Here is an 18,413-nt window from a genome sequence, read left to right as displayed (position 1 = left end):
AAAAATGTTTTAATTTTAGCTAAATTTACCTAATTTTTTACTTATGTTTCTAGCTATATTTTAAACTTTTTTAAAGATTAATGATGTATTTACTCCGCCAAAGGCAAAGTTATTATTCATCACATAATTAGTTTTAATCTCTCTAAAATCTTGTAAATAATCAAGCTTGGCACACTCTTTATCGATATCTTTTAAATTTATTGTAGGAGCAAAGAGGCCTTCATTCATCATCTCAATACTAGCTATACTCTCTATAGCTCCACATGCTCCAAGAGTATGACCGATGTAGCTTTTTAGTGAGCTGATTGCAATTTGTTCGCCAAAAACCTTATGCGTAGCGTGAGATTCTACTATATCGCCCCATTTAGTTGCTGTGGCGTGAGCATTTAGGTAGCCAATATCGCTAGGTAAAATTTGAGCATCTTTTAAGGCTAACTCCATAGCGCTTTGCATAGTTTTGGCCTCTGGTTTGGTAATATGTACGCCATCACAAGTAGAGCCAAATCCTACAATCTCAGCAATTGGTGTTGCGCCTCTTGATAGCATACTCTCTTCAGATTCAAGTAAAAGCATACAAGCTCCTTCTCCTATAACAAGACCATCACGATTTGCATCAAATGGGCTAGGTGTTAAATTTGGAGTGCTATTTTTTTGGCTAGTAGCATATAAAGAATTAAATACATAGCATTCACTAGGACATAACTCCTCAGCTCCGCCAGCTAGCATCATTGGAATTTGGCCATATTTAATAGCCTCATATGAGTAGCCTATAGCGTGTGAAGCTGAAGTACAAGCTGATGATGTAGGAATCATTCTACCTTTTAAGCCATAAAATATAGCTATATTTGCCGCTGTAGTGTGCGGCATTGATTTTATATATGAGTTTGCATTACAATCACTCTCTCCCATAAATAAAAGCTTTGCAAGTTGCATAACTGCATCTGTACTTCCAGTGCTAGAACCACTAGCTACACCCATTCTGCCATCTTGAATTCTCTCATCTTTATAAAGTCCAGCCATTTGTAAAGCCAGCCCAGCTGCTTCAACACTATATTGCGAGACTCTACCTAGGCTTCTTAGCTGCTTTCTGTTCCAATCTTTTGGATAATGATAGTCCAAAATTGGTGCACCAAGATATGTAGTTAGCTCCTTATATTGTTCCCAATCTTTCATATATTTAACCGCATTTTGTTTTTTTAATAAAGCAGACCTAAACTCAGCCCAACTCTTACCAAAGGCACTTACAATTCCATATCCTGTTATAAATACTCTCAACACAAACCTCCATTAACTCCAATAACTTGTCTTGTAATATAACTAGCCTCATTGCTTAATAAAAAATTTACTAGCCCGCCAACTTCATCTATGCTTCCACTGCGTCTAGCTGGTATAGCTTTTAAAATCTCTTCAATAGGGAGATTTTTATCATTTGTAAGTTCAGTATCAATAAGCCCTGGGGCTACTACATTAACTGTAATATTACGGCTTGCTAATTCAACAGCTAGGGCTTTTGAAGCACCTATTAATCCAGCTTTTGAAGCACTATAATTGCTTTGGCCTCTATTGCCAATTATACCTGAGACTGAACTCATTACTATGATTCTACCAGCTTTTTGTCTTATAATTGGCATTAAAAGTGGCTTTAAAACATTATAAAAGCTATTTAAATTTACATCAATCACTCTCTTCCATTCATCATCTTCAAGAGCTACAAAAGTATTATCGCAAGTGATACCAGCATTTAAAACTATACCCCATAAGGCTGGATTGGTATTAGTATAATCCTCAAGTACTGCTTTGCACTCATCTGTATTTGCTACATCAAATATTAAAGCCTTTGCATTAAGTTCATCTTGAGCCTTTTTTAGTGCATCGCTTTGGCTTTTGCCATGTAAAATAATCTCATATCCATTTTGTTTTAATCTTCTTGCTACGCCAAGGCCTATACCACGGCTTGAGCCTGTTATTAATACTGTTTTACTCATTACTTGCCTTTAAAATTTGATCTAGTTGTTCTTGAGATGGGTTAAATACGCTAATGCTAGCACTAGCTACTAATTTATCATCTACATATACGCTACTTTCATAGACCCCCATCCCATCAAAATCCTCTGAAATATGAGTTTTGGTAATTAGTTCATCACCTATGTTTAAATTTGGCTTTATAATCTCAAATCTCCTAGCCCCAAGCAAAAATCCAAGCCTAGTATTTGAGCCTTTATCATTTAAGCCACGATATACAACTAAGCTTTGTGCCATAATTTCTAGAGTGTTAAATGTAGGAAATTTGCCATTTTGTAAAAATGGATTATCATACTTAATAAGCGTTTTAACGCTGATAAAATCATCTTTTTTCTCTACGATATCATCTACTAATACCATTGCTCCACTATGAGGAATTAGCTCTTGAATATACATTTATACTCCTAAAATAATAGCACTATTGTCCCCGCCAAAGGCAAATGAGATTGATAGGCAGTTTTTGATTTTTGAATTTGTATTTAGCCTAGTTAGATTAATTTTGGGCAACTCTTTATCATATATTCCATCATAATAGTGTGGTGGTAGCTGGCTTTGACTGTTTTGTAGGCTTTGATTTATAATATTAGCACAGATTAGAGCTTCTAATGCACCAGCAGCACCAAGCGTATGCCCCATTAGTCCCTTTGTGCTGCTACATGAAGTATTAGGAAATATATCATTGATTAAATTTGCCTCCATCTTATCATTAGCGTTAGTGCCAGTGCCATGAAGGTTTATATAATCAATATCGCTAGTATTTAAATTAGCCATATTTAATGCGCTTATAATAGCATCTTTTTGTGCGGTGAAGTTTTCATTTGGTTTAGTAATATGAAAGGCATCATTATTAGCAGCAAAACCTTTAAGCTTTATATCTGCTATATCTTTACTAAGTATAAAAAGCGCTGCACCCTCAGAGATATTGATTCCATCTCTATTATTTGAAAATGGCAATGCATTATTTTGACTTAGAATTTCTAGACTATCAAAACCATATATTGTAAGAGTATTTAAGCTATCTACGCCACCACATATCACTGCATCGCATAAATTTGACTCAAGCAATCTAGCGGCCTCTATAAAGACCTTTGCTCCAGATGTACAAGCGCATGAGACGCTAAAAGCTAATGATTTAAGTCCTAAATAGTCTTTGACAAACTCACTTGCATTGCTTAGTGAATTTCTAGTAAAAAATAGTTGAGGTTCTATCTTTTGCATTGATTTATAGTTTTCTTCTACCCCAGCAGTTGTAGTTCCTATAATTACAGCAATTCTTTCTTTGCTAAATTTGGTTAAAAGCTCATTTAAAGGCTCTTGCATATTAAGTAGCAGATGGTGAAGAATTAAATTGGTTCGTGTTTTATATACCTCTTTTACATCTTTACTAAAATCTTGCAAATTTTCTATTTTACCAATCATAAAATCTTTTGATTGAATTTGGTTTTTAGTAACCGATGGTTTGCATTTAAAAATATTTTGCATTATCTCATTTTTATTGCTACCAAGGCTACAAATACCATCATATGCGTTAATATATATACTCAAATTTCTGCCATCCTAATTTTTTTATTATCTAAAATAAATTCTTTGACCTTTAAATTTTTTTGTAAAATATCTAAACTTTCAATAAATAGCTGATCATAAAAGCTATTTTTAGGTAGAAATTTAGTAGATTTAAAGGTTCCATTTTTTAGCACTTTACTAGATTGTGGTGCACCAAAAGGGTCAAAAAGGGCAAAATAATACCCATCATTTTTAGAAATATATAGCAAATAAATAGCCCCATCAATATCTACACTAAAGCGCTTTTGAGTTATATTTAGATTTGGAGCTTGATACTTAGCGCAGCCTAAAAATATAGAGGCTAATATAATTAAAATTATCTTTTGCAAATTTGAGCCAATACTTCTAATGCTTCATTGGATCTGGTTGCATATGGATTAGTATGATCCCACGCATATCCTGCTAAAATAGAGCAAATTTGCCTTTTCACTTTATGATTTTCATCTTTTGCGTAGATTACATCTTGGAATTTAGTATTATACCAACCCTCAACATATGTCCTAAATGTATTAATACCAAACATTAGCGGTTCTACATACTCTTTTTGCATATCAAATTGATCGCCATTTAATATCTTTGTTACAACTTGGCTTGCAAGCTTAGCTGAAACCATAGCAATTGTAACTCCTGAACTAAATACTGGGTCTAAAAATTCGCTTGCATTGCCTAAAAGCACATATCTGTGGCCATATAGTTGCTTAACATCTTTAGAATATGAGCTAATTGTCCTAATAGGCATATCCCAAACTGCTTTATCTAAAAGCCTTTTTAACATTGGAGCTAGATAGACATGGTGTTTTAGGGTATCTTCGTCACTTGAGTTTATATTTAATCTAGATTCTTCGCCTACTACTCCAATGCTACAACGACCATTAGAAAAAGGAATTAGCCAAAACCAAACATCTCTAAATTCAGGATGAGTTGTAATTAAAATCTTTTTTCTATCGTATAGAATTTCATCAATATTATCTTTAATATGTGTAAAATAAGCTTTTTTAGGAGATAGAGTTGATGGCACTTCTAGGTTTAGCTTGCGAGGTAAAACTCTACCATATCCACTAGCGTCTATTATATATTTTGCTTGAATTTTTTGACCATCTGATAGTGTTGTTTCTGTGTATTGATCTAAGAAATTTATATCTTCTACAGCAGTTTCAAAGCATACTTCAACGCCTTGCTTTATTGCTTCATCTATTAAAATTTTATCAAAAACTGCCCTTTGAACTTGAAATGTTGTACCATCGCCATTGCTAGATTTGTCACAAAAATCAAAATATCTATATTCATCTTTCCAACTAAATGCAGCCCCATTTTTATACTGAAATCCATATGCTTCAACTGCTTCTAAAAATCCAGCCTCACGCAAGATATTCATACAGTTTGGCAATAGACTCTCGCCTATTACAAAACGAGGAAATTTTTCCTTTTCAACGCATAAAACTTTAATTCCTTGTTTGTTTAATAACGCACTTACAATGCTCCCGCTAGGGCCACCGCCAATAACTAAAACATCCACATAGCGCATAGAAACTCCTAAAATATCACTAAATTTAAAAATCACAGTTGTTAATATTAACATATTTTTGCTAGAATTCCCAAATTATCATTAATGATTTAGGGTATTTTATGCGATTTTTATCTGTTTTTTTTATATTTTTTTTATCAAATTTATATGCTTTTAATTTAGAATATTTACAACATATTCACTCAAATTTAGCCAAAGGCGAATTTATTCAAAACAAGTATTTAAAGCACTTTGATCAGGTTTTACAAAGCAGGGGTGAGTTTGAGATTACAAATGGTGAATTGATATGGAGTATAACATCGCCAATTAAACAAAAATCTAAAATTACAAAAGATGGAATTTGGATCGCAAATGCTCAAAATGTATGGCAAAAATTAGAACAAAACTATGATAAAGAGTTAATTTTAAGCCTATTAAGCTTTGATTTTGACTCTATAAAAGAGCAGTTTGATATAACTCTAAGTGGCAATAAAGTACAATGGCAACTAAATTTAAAACCAAAAAATATATGGCTAAAAAAGATATTTAATCAAATTAACATTAGCGGCAAAGAGCATATTGAAATTATGAGTTTTGATGAGGCAAATGGCGATAAGACTATAAATGAATTTAAATTTAACTAGATGAAAAAACATCTTATATATATTATATTTTTGACTTTTAGTCTTTTAATGCTTGGATTTATCTTTAGTTCGCTTAATAAGGTTAAAAGCGATATTTACACTCTTATTAGTTTAGATTCTAATGAGTCAGCAATTTTAGAGAGTATGCAAAGTAAAAATGCTAAAAATATTATGTTTTTAAGCTCTGATTTTAAGCTTTTACAAGAGCTTAGTAGTAGTGAAATTTTTAATGAATTTAAGCTTACATATGATATTGATCAGAAATTTTTAACAGTACTTAATAATGCTAGTTTGGCTACTATAAATAGGAAAATTTTTAATCAAATTTTATATGAGCCAGAGCAGTTTTTTGCCTCTAATGCAAGTAATTTATTTAATCCATTTAACTACCGAATTATCCATAATGATTTTTTAAATTTTAGCTCATATTCTACGCTTTTAATGCCTAGTAATTTATCATTAGATTTAAAAACTCAAAGCCTAAAAACTACTTATAACAACCAAATTTATTACTTTGCTTATGGGGTTTTAGGTGATAATTTTAGTAGTTCTAAGCTATTGGAGTTTTATAGAACTGCTAAAGAAAATGCTAAACAAAATGGGGATGAATTGCTCATTATTGGAAGTGAGATTTTTGCTGGATTTGCTAAAGATGAGGGCAATAAAGAGAGCATTATAATGGGTAGTCTCTCTTTGGTAATGATTGGAATTTTGTTGATTTTAGCATTTGGTAGTTATAGTATATTTAAGCTTATTATTGTCATTATTTTTAGCTTTTTATGTGGACTTAGTGGTGGGTTTTTAATATTTGATGAGATAACTCTTTTTAGTATTGTTATTAGTATTAGTTTAATTGGGCTTATATTGGATTTTGCGATGCATTTTTTAGGATATGTGCAAGGTCGTGCTATTAAAAAAGATGATATAAGGCGATTTTTAAAGATATTTTTAATCGGATTATTTATCACAATTTTAGGCTATGCTCTATTTATTTTAGCTCCAATTGGTTTTTTAAAACAGATAGCTGTTATATCTATTTTTAGTCTTGTAGGTGCGTTTATAGCTACATATTTTTTACTACCATATATTTTAGAAAATAGTAAGTTTAAAAGCTATAAAATTTTTGATTTAGCGCTTGATGGGTTTATAAAATTTAACTTTTATATCTTGCAATTTAAAAGAATATTGATATTTTTTATGGCAATATTTGTCTTTGGTGTGATTATATTTTTTATCTATATTTTACCAAGTATGGATTTTAAAGATGATATTAGAAACTACTCATCGCTAAATGATGAGCTATTAGCTCAAAGTAAAAAGTTTTTGCAAATTAGCCAAAATCCATTTCAAAGTAGCTTTATAGCATTAAATTTTAGCCCAAATGATGATAAAATAGCAAAAGAAATAAAGCTTTTAAGCGAGTTAAATATTGCAAATTATCAAGGTGCTAGCAAGATTTTATTAAGTCAAAATGAGCAAATAAAGCTAAAACTAGCTTTGAAAAATTATGCTAAAAATGAGCAGATTTTAAAAGCTTATAAGAAGCTTGGAATTAACTTAAATCTAGTGAAAAACTCATTAGAAAATATATCTCAATTTAGCCCCATAAGTTTTGATGAGTTTAATTCTCAATTTGATAAAAATAACCCGATTGAGCCATTTATTTATGATGGTGATACGAATTTAATTTTTATTAGTTCTGATGTTGGATTTAGTGATGAATTTGATTTGATTTTGCAAAAATATAATGCTAGTTATTTTAATCTTACACAAAGCATTAGTAATAATTTTACCATAGCAAAAGAGTATGCAATATATTTAAAACTTCTAGCTTATGTATGCGCTTTTGGGATATTTTTATTCTTCTTTAGCTTTGCTAGGGCGTGCGTGATGGTTGGGATTATATTGTTTGGGACATTTGTAGGTGTTGTTATAATGCTTTTAGTTGGGGTTAGTTTTAATATTTTTACCATTTTTGGATTTATTTTAGCTAGTACTATTGGGGTGGATTATGTGCTGTTTGCTAGTAATTTAAATTTGGCTTTGCGTGAGAGATATTTTGGTATTATTTTGGCTAGTTTAACTAGTATTATATCTTTTGGAATGCTTGGTTTTAGTAATACTTATGCAGTGTTTAGTTTTGGAGTTAGTACGGCTTTGTGTATGTTTTTATTAGCATATTTTGCTCTTTTGTATGCTACTTATAATAGCAAGATTAAGTAATGAAAATTTGGTATCTTAAATTTATTTTAGATAAATTTGAGCGATTTGATTTGCTAAATTTGGATAATTTTGAATTAAAAGATGGGGAAATTTTACTACTTTTTAGTGATAAATTTGATAATTATAGTTATGGTGATTTGAGTCTAAGCGATAAAATAAAGCTTAGAAATAGTCCAAATTTGGCTCAAAATAGCAAATTTAAAATCTCTAGGTCTTTACAAATTTATTTTGAAAAAAACTATAAAAATATTAACAATATATCACTTTATACCTCATTAAGCCATAGCGATAATTGTGCTATTTTAGCTATTAGTACTACTAGGGTAGGGGTAGATTTAGAGTTGATAAAAGATAGAAATTTTAGCGCTCATATAGATTTTTGTTTTAGTAAAGAACAAAGATTAAGGGTTGCTAACTCTAAAAATCAACTGATTGAATTTTATAAAATTTGGACATTAAAAGAGGCTAGGGTAAAGCTTTTAAATTTAGGATTTTATGCGCTTGATATGGCTAGCGATGAGAGTTTGGGAGCTTTTGGAGAGATTGTAAAATGTAGCGATAAAAGCTTTATTTATAGTGTTGCAATATTTTAAAATTTTTAAATTTATTGGTAAATTTAACAAAGAAGAGATTAAAATCTCTCCAAAATATCATAATTTGTATTTCGTTTAGCTGGAAATTCGCCAATATCTTTGATAAGCTCTATCATTTGGGCTTGACTCATTCTATAGCTAGCACCTGCTGCTTTTACAACATTTTCTTCCATCATTGTACTACCAAGATCATTTGCACCAAATTTAAGGGCTAATTGTCCTATATATGAGCCTTGTGTAACCCAGCTACTTTGTATATTTTTAAAGTTATCTAAAAATAGTCGTGATACAGCTAATAGGCGTAGATACCTATTTGGTGATTGCTTTTTGATGTGGGGATGCTCGGCAATGAGCTTAGTATTTGCTGATTGAAAACTCCATAAAATAAACGCTCTAAAGCCACCAGTCTCATCTTGAAGAGTACGGATTTTATCTAAATGTTCTACAATCTCTTCATCGCTCTCAACTGTACCAAACATCATTGTTGCTGTACTTTTTAGACCAATTTTATGAGCCTCTTTATGCACCTCTAGCCAGGTGCCGCTAGAGCATTTTTTAGGTGAAATGATATCACGAACTCTATCGCTTAAAATTTCAGCTCCAGCTCCTGGAATACTGTATAATCCAGCATTTTTTAATCTTAAAAGAACCTCTGGAATCGAAATTTTAGAGACCCTTGCGATATAATCTATCTCTACAGCTGAGAAACCGTGAATATCAATATTTGGATATTTTGTAGCAATGTGAGAGACTAGCTCTTCATACCATTGTATTTTTAATTTTGGATGGACGCCACCTTGAAATAAAATTTGAGTCCCACCAATTGCAATTAATTCATCTATTTTGCGATCGATTTCATCAAAGCTTAGTAGATAAGCATCCTCTTCATTAACATGTTTATAAAAGGCACAAAATTTACAATCAACCCAGCAGGTATTGGTGTAGTTAATATTTCTATCGACAATGAATGTTGTAATTTTTTCAGGGTGTAGCTGTAATTTTTTAGCACTGGCTAACTCTCCAAGCTCTCTTAAATCTCCATTTTTGATAAGGTCTAGAGCCTCATCAACACTTAATCTACTCACTTAATTTCCTTAAAATTTTTGTAGCGTATTGTATCAAAAACTGGCAAAATTCAAGCTTATTAAAATTGTAAAGAGAGCGTAATTAAAGAAAATCAAAACTTCTCTTGTTGTCTTATTAATGCTATTTACTGTATTTTATTATTTTTTTATTTGTAAATATGTATTATTGCGCTTTAAATTAAAGTGGTTAAATAATAAAAATAAGGTTGATAATTGAAAAAATATTATATTTTACTTCGATATAAGCCAAATTTAAGAATATTAAGCTCAGTGCAGTTTATATGTTATTTTGGTATGTGGTTTTCTCATACAGGGATTTTTGCTTTGCTTATTGAGCTTGATGCACCTGTGTGGGCTATTACTTTAGCTGCTGCAATGGCATTTATCCCAAATGTATTACTAGCACCAATAAATGGTGTTATTGTGGATAAATTTAGCCCTAAAAAACTAATGATGTTTATGCTTTTTATAGAGATTATTACTGTTTTTATGCTGATTTTTATAGATGATATTTCGTTGCTTTGGTTGCTTTTTATTATTATTTTTGTGCGGATGGGTGTTGGGGTTGTCTATTTTCAAACTGAGATGAGTCTACTACCAAATTTGATGACTAAAAAAAATTTAAAATTAGCTAATGAGATTCATTCTATTATTTGGGCAGTCTCATATACTGCTGGAATGGGGTTAGCTGGGATTTTTATCCACTATTTTGGGATAAAGGCGTCATTTTTGTTTGATTTTGGACTTTATATTGTGGGGTTAGGGCTTATTAGTAGGCTTAAAGCACCAGTAGTTATTAAAACAACTAGTCAAAATATTTTTAATATGATGAAAGATGGGCTAGGGTATATAAAGGCAAATCCAGTTTTAATGCATATAATATTTTTGCATTCATTTGTTGGGGTAACTGCGTATGATAATCTAGTAGCATTAATGGCAAAGTATCAGTATAAGGAGATTATGAGTATTTCTCTTATAATTGGTTTTATGAATATGACTAGGGCGATTTCTTTAGTAGTTGGGCCTATGATTTTGAGCAAATTTATAAATAATAAAACACTGATATGGTTATTTATTGGGGAATTTTTAGGTATTGGGTTGTGGGCTGTGTTGCAGTTTGATTATTATTTAGGGTTAATTGGACTGGTAGCGGCTGGATTTTGTACATCTACACTATGGTCATATACTTTTACAATGTTACAAAATAGCTGCGATAAGAGATTTTATGGTAGAGTAATAGCCTATAAGGATATGGTATATTATTTGGCATCTGCTACCATATCCTTTATGATTGGGATACTTTATGAAAGTGGTATAAGTTTAGCGATGATTACCTTTTTAATGGCAGTTATATTTTTATTTGGTGCTTTATATTATTTTATTCTATATAGGCGTTATACCTTTTTATAGTATGTACCTGATAGATCTATTATTTTGCTATATAGATCGCAATATGGCACCAAATCAGCACTACCAAAGTAAATTCGTCCATGTGGCTTTAAAATTTTGGCAAATCGCTCAATAGTTAAAAGTCGGTAATTCTCATCAAAATATATCATCATATTTCTAGATAAAATAATATCAAACTGCCCAAGTGCAAAGAGTGAATCATTAAATATATTTATAGTTTTAAATTCAATCATTGGCATTAGTTCTTGCTTAATTTTATAATCAGAATTGACTTTTTTAAAATATATCTCTTTTTGAGATTGCCTAATATTTTTGACTGATCGTTCGTTATAAATTCCCTCTTTGCATTTTTGAATCATATCAGAGTTTATATCAATTCCAGTGATTTTTAGACGGTATTTATCAATTCCAATGGTTTTAGCTAAAATTCCAAGCGAATACACCTCTTCTCCGCTACTACATGGAGCGCATAAAATTTTAACTGTATTACCACTTATGCTTAGAGTATTGGCATATTGCATAGCTGAGTTTAGCTGGTTTAGCTCACGCATAAAATATGTCTCATTTATGGTTATTAAATTTAAAAGTTCTTGTCTAAAGATCTTATCATGCTGAAATTTGCCACACAAGGTATGCATACTATCTATCTTTTTATGTTTGGCAAAATGAGCTATTTTATTTTTTATAATCTCTTTTTTGCTTATTAAATCATTGCCGCTATATCTTTTAGTTAGCTCGATAAATTCTAAAAGATCATTAATACTGCATTCAAAGTCGCTCATATGATAAACCTTTGCAAATTTGTTCTAATCATATCTAAATTGGCAATTTCTAAATTTGGATTTATATCTTTAGCACGCCTAGGCATTCCATAAACTATAGCTGATTGCTCATTTTCTGCTATACATTTTGCACCAGCTTTATATAGTTCATTTAATCCACTAGCACCATCATCGCCAATGCCAGTTAGCAGTATTCCCATTACATCAATTACTTTGCAAATTGGTACAGCCGATTTAAATAACATATTTACATTTGGATTATATGTAGTAGTAATTCCGCTTTGATCAATATTTGCAGTTGGGATTTGAGAATTTAAAATAATGCTATTTTGCTCACAGATATAGATTTTGTTTTTTAGTGTTACTTTATTATTTAGCAACTCAACTTCTGAGTTTAGCTCTTGGCTAAGCCTATTAGCAAAAGAGCCAACAAAATTTTTACTCATATGTTGAGCGATAATAATGGAGGCATATGATGGCAAAGTAATACCAGTTAGAAGCTTTTTTAGATGACCTGGACCACCAGTGGATGCACCGATTAAAATTAGCTTTTGTTTCAAATCACACTCCAAAAATTAGATTTTAAAAGTATAATATATTTAGGCTTAAAAGCCGTTTTATCTTTTTTAGCTATAATTGCCAAATTTAAAAAAAGTAATTCACAAGGTTTTATAGATGGTAGAAGATAGCAAGAACCCTTTTGATGATTTTAATGCCGTTTCTAGAAGTATGGGAGTACCGCCAGAATATTTAGATTTTGATATTTTAGAGATTTATACCAGCTATAAAAATAACCCACAAAGCGATATGGCTTTAGCTACTGATATGAGTATATTTGATGATGATGCATTTTTTGTCGATGAGAAGTTATTTATCATTCAATCTTATAAGGTTAAATTTTATGATATTAGAAAAGAGAATAGGGCTCACCTACCTAAAATTAGTCTAGGAGCCAATCGAACTGGTACCAAGGTTGCTGTCACGATAAAAGAAGATACATTAGCAAAGTATACACCAACATTTGAAAAAGAACTAGTAAATGCAATATATAAAAAGATGCTAAAGGCTGGATTTTTAATCGGTATTAGAGATCATGGTTTTAGAAAAAAAATATCCAAATTAACCTCAATCTTAAGAATCAAAGAGATAATAGATAAATCTGAAACTATAGTAATTGCTACTGGAGTAGAACCAGAACCATCTACAGATGATAAGCTAATTCAATACTATAAAAATAATGGCAAAGAAGATACTGGTGATGATAAGACCAAAGGCAGAAGAGATATAGATAGGGGATTTTTACATAGTGTTTTAGAAGGTGATTTAATAATGGAATACCTAAAACCAATACGTGGTAAACATGGTAAAAATCTAAAAGGCCAAGTAATTCCAGTTGATGATCCAAAAACTACCCAAGAGGTTCAAATAACCGTTGGGCCAAATATTAAAGTAGATGAGGTTGTAGATTGTATCAAATATATCGCTTTAAAAAGCGGTTATGTAAGTGAAGAGAATAATAAATTTGATATTAAAGAAGAATTAGATGTAAATGCGATAAATTTAAAATCAACCGGTTCGATTACTACTGATTTAGCATCTGATGTAAAGATAAATGTCAAGGAGAGCAATTACTTAAAAGATGCTATTGGCGCTGGAATGAAAGTTGAGACTACCGAAGTAAGAGCCAGTGGAAATGTAGGCCCTGATGCAATTATAAAGGCTAAAACCGTAGTAATTGAGGGCAATACTCACGCCCAATCAAAGATATATGCGCAAAATGCAAATATCTCGTTACATATGGGATTTTTAGAGTGTGACGAGGCTCGCATAGATAGATTAGAAGGTGGCAAAGTGCGAGCCAAGGTAGTTCATCTAAATCGTGTTTTAGGCGGAGATATAGAAGCCGATGAGATATATATACAGACTTTGCACTCAAACTCAACGCTAAAAGCTTCAGCATTGATTAGTCTTGAAGAGTTAAAAGGTGATAATAATAAATTTATTGTTGATGTTAAGAATGTACTAAATGCAAATGGGGATATAACCGCTCATAGCGCAAGAATGAAAGTTTTAGAAGATGAATTAAAAGCACTTCCAAAAGAGCTTGAATTTAAAAGAAATATAATCGATAGTAATAAACATTCTATCAATATGATAAAAGAGCGCCTTATGCAAATGAGACAAGAAGGCGCTACTCCACCAGCTGCATTTTTGAAAAAATTAAAAGATTTTCAAGGATTGGTAGCCGAGTATAATCAAATTTTAAAAAGCATAAATTCTAAGCAATCAGAATTAGCAACACTAAAAGATGAATTAGTAAGTATGGAGAGTATAATCTTTAATGCTAAAATTATAAATAGGGATCGTTGGACTGAGTTAAATGAGATTAAATTTAAACTTATTGAACCGCCAATTGATATAAAATACAGCACTAAAGAGAATGAGATTATTAGAGTAATGACTCTCAAAGCTGGCGTGAATGGATATGAGATAAAAAGGTCAAATGAGATATGATAAAGGCAATCGAAGGTTTAATTACAAAAAAAGAACCAACTCAGCTTTGGATAAAGTGTGCTGGAATCACGTATGGAGTAAATATATCTTTATTTACTAGTGCAGCTTTGCAAAAGGGAGAAAATATAGAGTTATATATTACACAGATTATTAGAGAAGATGCAAATTTATTATATGGATTTTTAAAAGAGAGTGAACAAAGAATATTTGAACTGCTTTTAAAAGTTAATGGTATTGGTGCTTCTACTGCGATGGCGGTTTGTTCATCTCTTAATCCTGATGAATTTAGTGCTGCTGTTATAAATGGGGATGATGCTGTGCTAAAGCGAGTTCCAGGGATTGGACCAAAAACTGCTAGAACATTAATAGCCCAGTTGAGTGATGCAAAATTAGTCGAGATAAGTAGTGCTAGCAGTAGTAGTAGCGAGGCCTTTATGGCGCTAGAGAGTTTAGGCTTTAAGCGTGATAAAATAAGTGTTGCACTAGCTAAATGTACTAGCAATGATACGGCCTCTTTAATTAAAGAGGCGCTTAAAATATTGGCTTAAAGGATAGTGATGAATTATGGTATAGTTTTTGGTGGGGCAAGCTGGGAGCATGAGATTAGCATTGTTTCTGCTGTAGCAATCAAAAAAGCGCTAAAAGCAGATTTACAATTTATATTTGTTGATGCTAATAGAGAGTTTTATCTAATCAATCCAAGCGATATGAGAGCAAATTTTTTTAGCTCTCAAAAATATAAAAAATGTAAAAAACTCTATCTAAGGCATGGTGGATTTGTAACTCATGGAATATTTGGAGTTAAAGAAATTAGCGTAGATTGTTATATAAATTTAATTCATGGTTGTGATGGCGAAGATGGTAAAATAGCTGGAATGTTTGAGTTTTATTCACTTAAATTTATTGGCCCACGACTTGAGGCAAGCGTAATGAGCTACTCAAAGGTTTTGACTAAGTTATTAGCACTAAAATGCGGAGTTAAAACGCTAGAATATGAGGTGATTAATAGGGAACAAAAGCCAAATTTACCATTACCATACATTCTAAAACCTTCCCATCTTGGCAGTAGTATAGGTGTAAGTGTTGTAAGCAATGAAAAAGAGCTTGATTATGCATTAGATGTTGGATTTGAATTTGATGGTGAGATTTTAGTTGAGCCGTTTATAGATGGAGTTAGGGAGTTTAATTTAGCCGGATTTAGAGTAGGGCAAAATCTCGAGCTATCTATTATCGAAGAGCCTAAAAAAGGCAAAATGCTAGATTTTGAGCAAAAATATATGAGCTTTGCAAGCTCAAGCTCAAATGAGGCTGATATTAGTAAAGAGCTAAAAGATAAGATTAAAGAAGCCTTTAGCAAGATTTATGTTGGCGGTGGATTTGATGGAGCGCTTATTAGATGTGATTTTTTTGTTATTGGCGATGAGGTTTATTTAAATGAGATTAACCCAAATCCGGGTAGTTTGGCTAACTATTTATTTAGCGACTTTAGTGCATCTTTAGCTAGACTTGCAAGCAATATAAAAGTAGAGAAAAAAATCCCAATTGATTATAAATATATTCACTCGATTACTAGTAATAAGGGCAAATTAGCCTAATTTTAGAGCCTTGATTTAAGGCTCTAACTGCTTAATTCATCACTACTAAAGTTAAATTTATGTATAATTTTATGTATAATTCTACATAAAGGGGCATCGATGGCAAAGTTTAGCAAAGATGAAATTTATACCGCCACACAGATGGTGCGAAATTTTAGCTCGATTTTAAACGATATCTCACAGGCTAAAAAAAAGCGTGCCTTCATCGTCAAAAATAACCGCTTTGAAGCGGTGATGATAAATATGGAAGAGTATGAGCGTCTAAGCGAGGCCGTAACGCTGCTAGAAGCAATTTATAATAGAAAAAAAGAGAGCTAAAATGGCGATAAAAGAGATAGAATATAATGGATTAAAATATTCTCTAAGCTATGAAATAATAGGGCAAAATGGAGTTAAAAATATACTGATTTTGCACGGCTGGGGAGCAAATAAAGAGCTGATGAAAAGAGCATTTAGTAAATATTTGAATCAATTTAACTGTGTATATTTAGATCTACCTGGATTTGGGCTTAGTAGTACTTTAGAAGCACCACTTTGTACTAATGATTATGCTAATATCGTGAGCAAATTTATTCGTAGTTTAGGAATTGAGTTTGAGATAGTTATGGGTCATAGCTTTGGTGGAAAGATAGCAGCGCTGTTAAATCCAAGATATTTGATTTTGCTTAGTAGTGCTGGAATAATTAAACAAAAACGCTTTAGCGTGAGAGCAAAAATTGCTATTTTTAAGATTTTAAAGAGTATTGGATTGGGAAGATTTTGGCGAATTTTTGCTACAAAGGATATAAGTGGAATGAGTAAAATAATGTACGAGACGCTTAAAAATGTCGTAGATGAAGATTTTAGCGATATTTTTGCTAGTCTAAACAGTAACGCACTTATTTTTTGGGGGATTAGCGATGATGCTACGCCGCTTAGTAGCGGAGAGAATATAGCTAAATTAATAAAAAATAGTCAATTTTATTCGCTTGATGGTGATCATTTCTTTTTCTTGCAGCATAGTAAATACATTGCTAAAATCATAACTGAAACTACTAAAAAGGATCGATAATGATTATAGAATTAGTAATCTCAACTATTGCTAAATTTGGTTTTACTATGGCACTTGGATACTATTTAATTAGCGCTTTGCAGTGGTTTAGTTATAAAATTAAGCGAGTGATTTTTCACTATACTAAACCGATGTGGCATATATATTTTATCGTTTTACCGCTATTTATAATGGCGTTTTGCTGGCATTATGTCTATCAAATTTGCTTAGCAGTAATTTATATATCTCTTTTAGCTTTGTGGGCGTATCGATTGGATAAGAGGGTTGTAATGACTGCTAGAGTGAAGCGGTATTTTGCTTTTTTGATTGCTGGTTTTGTATTATTTACTCTTTGCCCATATAGCCAAAATGCTATTTATCATACAATTTTTAGTATTATTTTTTCATTGATTTTAAGCGGTTTGAGTGAAAAAATTATAGCTATTAGATACAAAAAAATCGCTAAGACAAAGCTAAATTCAATGAGTGATTTAAAAATTATTTTAGTAACGGCAAGTTTTGGTAAAACAAGTATTAAAAATTTTATCTATGATATAGCTAGCAAGGAGTTAAAAACTCATAAAACTCCACGGAGTGTAAATACATTGCTTGGAATTATTCGTGATATTAATGAAAATTTACCAAGTGATTGCCAGATTTATATTGTTGAGGCTGGGGCTAGGTTGCGCGGTGATATTGATGAGATTGTTAAATTTATAAATCCTCATATTGTGGTGATTGGGCAGATTGGTGGGGCACATTTAGAGTATTTTGGCTCGCTTGATGAAGTAAGAACTGCTAAGCTTGAAGCATTAAATTCAAACCGTCTAGCTACTTGTATAGCTCATAGTTCTACAAATTTACAAGGCAAAGCAGTAATTTACGATGAACTAATTAGCGGAGTCAAAAGTAGTCTTGATGGGGTTGAGTTTGATATGAAATTAAATAATCAAAAGAGCCATTTTAGCGCTAAAGTACTTGGCGAATTTAATAGTTATAACCTTGGAGCTGCATTATTGGCCGCTAGTTCTGTTGGGGTTAAAAATTTAAGCTTAGATAACATAAAGAGTGTAGAACATAGGCTTCAAAGAATTGATGCTGGTGGCAAGATTATAATCGATGATAGTTTTAATGGAAATTTGCAAGGAATGATAGCAAGCTATAGATTGGTGAGTGAATTTAAGGGGCGTAAAATCTTGTTAACACCAGGAATTGTTGAGGGTGGAAGCGGAGTAAATCGCAAGCTTTCAAAGGTAATAAACGAAGTCTTTGATATTGTAGTAATAACAAGTGCGTTAAATGAGTCTGAGCTGGTTTTAGATTTAACTAGGCCTGAAGTGGTGCGTCTATTTGACAAATCTAAGATGAGTGAATTTTTAGCGCAACATACAATAAGTGGAGATTTGATTTTATTTAGTAATGATGCACCAAGTTTTATATAAATTTAT

At 31.7% G+C, this 18,413-nt stretch carries 19 protein-coding genes; 10 read left to right on the top strand and 9 right to left on the bottom strand.

Annotated elements, in window-relative coordinates; translation table 11 throughout:
* Positions 1–60 precede the first annotated feature (60 nt).
* From CIGNP91_RS03445 to CIGNP91_RS03420, 6 genes are read right to left on the bottom strand one after another with little or no spacing between them, the layout of a single operon-like run.
* Positions 61–1,278, bottom strand: a complete 1,218-nt coding sequence (locus CIGNP91_RS03445) for a beta-ketoacyl-ACP synthase (RefSeq protein ID WP_336526381.1) — start codon at positions 1,276–1,278, stop codon at positions 61–63.
* The gene (gene fabG, locus CIGNP91_RS03440) at positions 1,272–1,985 is read right to left on the bottom strand and encodes a 3-oxoacyl-ACP reductase FabG (protein WP_086224277.1); all 714 of its coding nucleotides are present in this window, start codon (positions 1,983–1,985) and stop codon (positions 1,272–1,274) included. The genes CIGNP91_RS03445 and fabG overlap by 7 nt, the downstream gene beginning before the upstream one ends.
* A complete protein-coding gene (locus CIGNP91_RS03435; protein ID WP_086224278.1) occupies positions 1,978–2,418 on the bottom strand; it encodes an ApeP family dehydratase in 441 nt (146 codons plus the stop codon). The genes fabG and CIGNP91_RS03435 overlap by 8 nt, the downstream gene beginning before the upstream one ends.
* Positions 2,419–3,567 (bottom strand): beta-ketoacyl synthase N-terminal-like domain-containing protein, encoded by a 1,149-nt coding sequence (locus CIGNP91_RS03430; protein WP_236848365.1) that lies wholly within the window; start codon positions 3,565–3,567, stop codon positions 2,419–2,421.
* The gene (locus CIGNP91_RS03425) at positions 3,564–3,914 is read right to left on the bottom strand and encodes a hypothetical protein (protein WP_086224279.1); all 351 of its coding nucleotides are present in this window, start codon (positions 3,912–3,914) and stop codon (positions 3,564–3,566) included. The genes CIGNP91_RS03430 and CIGNP91_RS03425 overlap by 4 nt, the downstream gene beginning before the upstream one ends.
* Positions 3,902–5,110, bottom strand: coding sequence for an NAD(P)/FAD-dependent oxidoreductase (locus CIGNP91_RS03420; protein ID WP_086227891.1), 1,209 nt, complete (start codon positions 5,108–5,110; stop codon positions 3,902–3,904). The genes CIGNP91_RS03425 and CIGNP91_RS03420 overlap by 13 nt, the downstream gene beginning before the upstream one ends.
* A gap of 101 nt (positions 5,111–5,211) precedes the next feature.
* On the opposite strand from CIGNP91_RS03420, the gene CIGNP91_RS03415 reads away from it, so the two are divergent.
* From CIGNP91_RS03415 to CIGNP91_RS03405, 3 genes are read left to right on the top strand one after another with little or no spacing between them, the layout of a single operon-like run.
* Positions 5,212–5,733 (top strand): LolA family protein, encoded by a 522-nt coding sequence (locus CIGNP91_RS03415; RefSeq protein ID WP_086229114.1) that lies wholly within the window; start codon positions 5,212–5,214, stop codon positions 5,731–5,733.
* Entirely contained in the window at positions 5,734–7,956 is a 2,223-nt protein-coding gene (locus CIGNP91_RS03410; protein ID WP_086229113.1) for a hypothetical protein, read from the top strand.
* The gene (locus CIGNP91_RS03405; RefSeq protein ID WP_086224284.1) at positions 7,956–8,549 is read left to right on the top strand and encodes a 4'-phosphopantetheinyl transferase family protein; all 594 of its coding nucleotides are present in this window, start codon (positions 7,956–7,958) and stop codon (positions 8,547–8,549) included. Before CIGNP91_RS03410 ends, CIGNP91_RS03405 begins: the two co-directional genes overlap by 1 nt.
* Positions 8,550–8,587: 38 nt before the next feature.
* Here CIGNP91_RS03405 and CIGNP91_RS03400 read toward each other — a convergent pair whose 3' ends face one another.
* A complete protein-coding gene (locus CIGNP91_RS03400) occupies positions 8,588–9,634 on the bottom strand; it encodes a dehypoxanthine futalosine cyclase (RefSeq protein ID WP_086253379.1) in 1,047 nt (348 codons plus the stop codon).
* A gap of 213 nt (positions 9,635–9,847) precedes the next feature.
* Here CIGNP91_RS03400 and CIGNP91_RS03395 point away from each other — a divergent pair, with 213 nt between their 5' ends.
* Complete coding sequence (locus tag CIGNP91_RS03395) at positions 9,848–11,044, top strand: MFS transporter (protein ID WP_086253378.1); 1,197 nt, start codon at positions 9,848–9,850, stop codon at positions 11,042–11,044.
* Here the strand turns inward: CIGNP91_RS03395 and CIGNP91_RS03390 are convergent.
* Both CIGNP91_RS03390 and CIGNP91_RS03385 read right to left on the bottom strand, forming a co-directional pair.
* A complete protein-coding gene (locus tag CIGNP91_RS03390; RefSeq protein WP_086253377.1) occupies positions 11,029–11,826 on the bottom strand; it encodes a CheR family methyltransferase in 798 nt (265 codons plus the stop codon). The two genes, CIGNP91_RS03395 and CIGNP91_RS03390, sit on opposite strands and share 16 nt — an antisense overlap.
* Positions 11,823–12,386: a CheB methylesterase domain-containing protein gene (locus CIGNP91_RS03385; RefSeq protein ID WP_086227150.1), complete on the bottom strand. Its 564-nt coding sequence runs from the start codon at positions 12,384–12,386 to the stop codon at positions 11,823–11,825. Before CIGNP91_RS03385 ends, CIGNP91_RS03390 begins: the two co-directional genes overlap by 4 nt.
* 115 nt (positions 12,387–12,501) lie before the next feature.
* Here CIGNP91_RS03385 and CIGNP91_RS03380 point away from each other — a divergent pair, with 115 nt between their 5' ends.
* The 6 genes from CIGNP91_RS03380 to CIGNP91_RS03355 all read left to right on the top strand — a co-directional run bounded on the left by CIGNP91_RS03380 (position 12,502) and on the right by CIGNP91_RS03355 (position 18,407).
* On the top strand, positions 12,502–14,340 hold the full coding sequence (locus CIGNP91_RS03380) for a flagellar assembly protein A (protein WP_086243779.1): 1,839 nt from the start codon (positions 12,502–12,504) through the stop codon (positions 14,338–14,340).
* Positions 14,337–14,888 (top strand): Holliday junction branch migration protein RuvA, encoded by a 552-nt coding sequence (gene ruvA / locus CIGNP91_RS03375; protein ID WP_086241219.1) that lies wholly within the window; start codon positions 14,337–14,339, stop codon positions 14,886–14,888. The genes CIGNP91_RS03380 and ruvA overlap by 4 nt, the downstream gene beginning before the upstream one ends.
* 9 nt (positions 14,889–14,897) lie before the next feature.
* The gene (locus CIGNP91_RS03370) at positions 14,898–15,935 is read left to right on the top strand and encodes a D-alanine--D-alanine ligase (protein ID WP_086229106.1); all 1,038 of its coding nucleotides are present in this window, start codon (positions 14,898–14,900) and stop codon (positions 15,933–15,935) included.
* Positions 15,936–16,034: 99 nt separating this feature from the next.
* A complete protein-coding gene (locus CIGNP91_RS03365; RefSeq protein ID WP_086224296.1) occupies positions 16,035–16,253 on the top strand; it encodes a prevent-host-death protein in 219 nt (72 codons plus the stop codon).
* A gap of 1 nt (position 16,254) precedes the next feature.
* On the top strand, positions 16,255–16,986 hold the full coding sequence (locus tag CIGNP91_RS03360) for an alpha/beta fold hydrolase (protein WP_086224297.1): 732 nt from the start codon (positions 16,255–16,257) through the stop codon (positions 16,984–16,986).
* Complete coding sequence (locus CIGNP91_RS03355) at positions 16,986–18,407, top strand: Mur ligase family protein (protein ID WP_086253376.1); 1,422 nt, start codon at positions 16,986–16,988, stop codon at positions 18,405–18,407. The genes CIGNP91_RS03360 and CIGNP91_RS03355 overlap by 1 nt, the downstream gene beginning before the upstream one ends.
* Positions 18,408–18,413 lie beyond the last annotated feature (6 nt).

Source organism: Campylobacter sp. P091, assembly GCF_002138935.1.
GTDB lineage: Bacteria > Campylobacterota > Campylobacteria > Campylobacterales > Campylobacteraceae > Campylobacter > Campylobacter devanensis.
The sequence above is the reverse complement of the archived record's forward strand: the minus strand, read 5'-3'. Positions and strand labels throughout refer to the sequence as shown.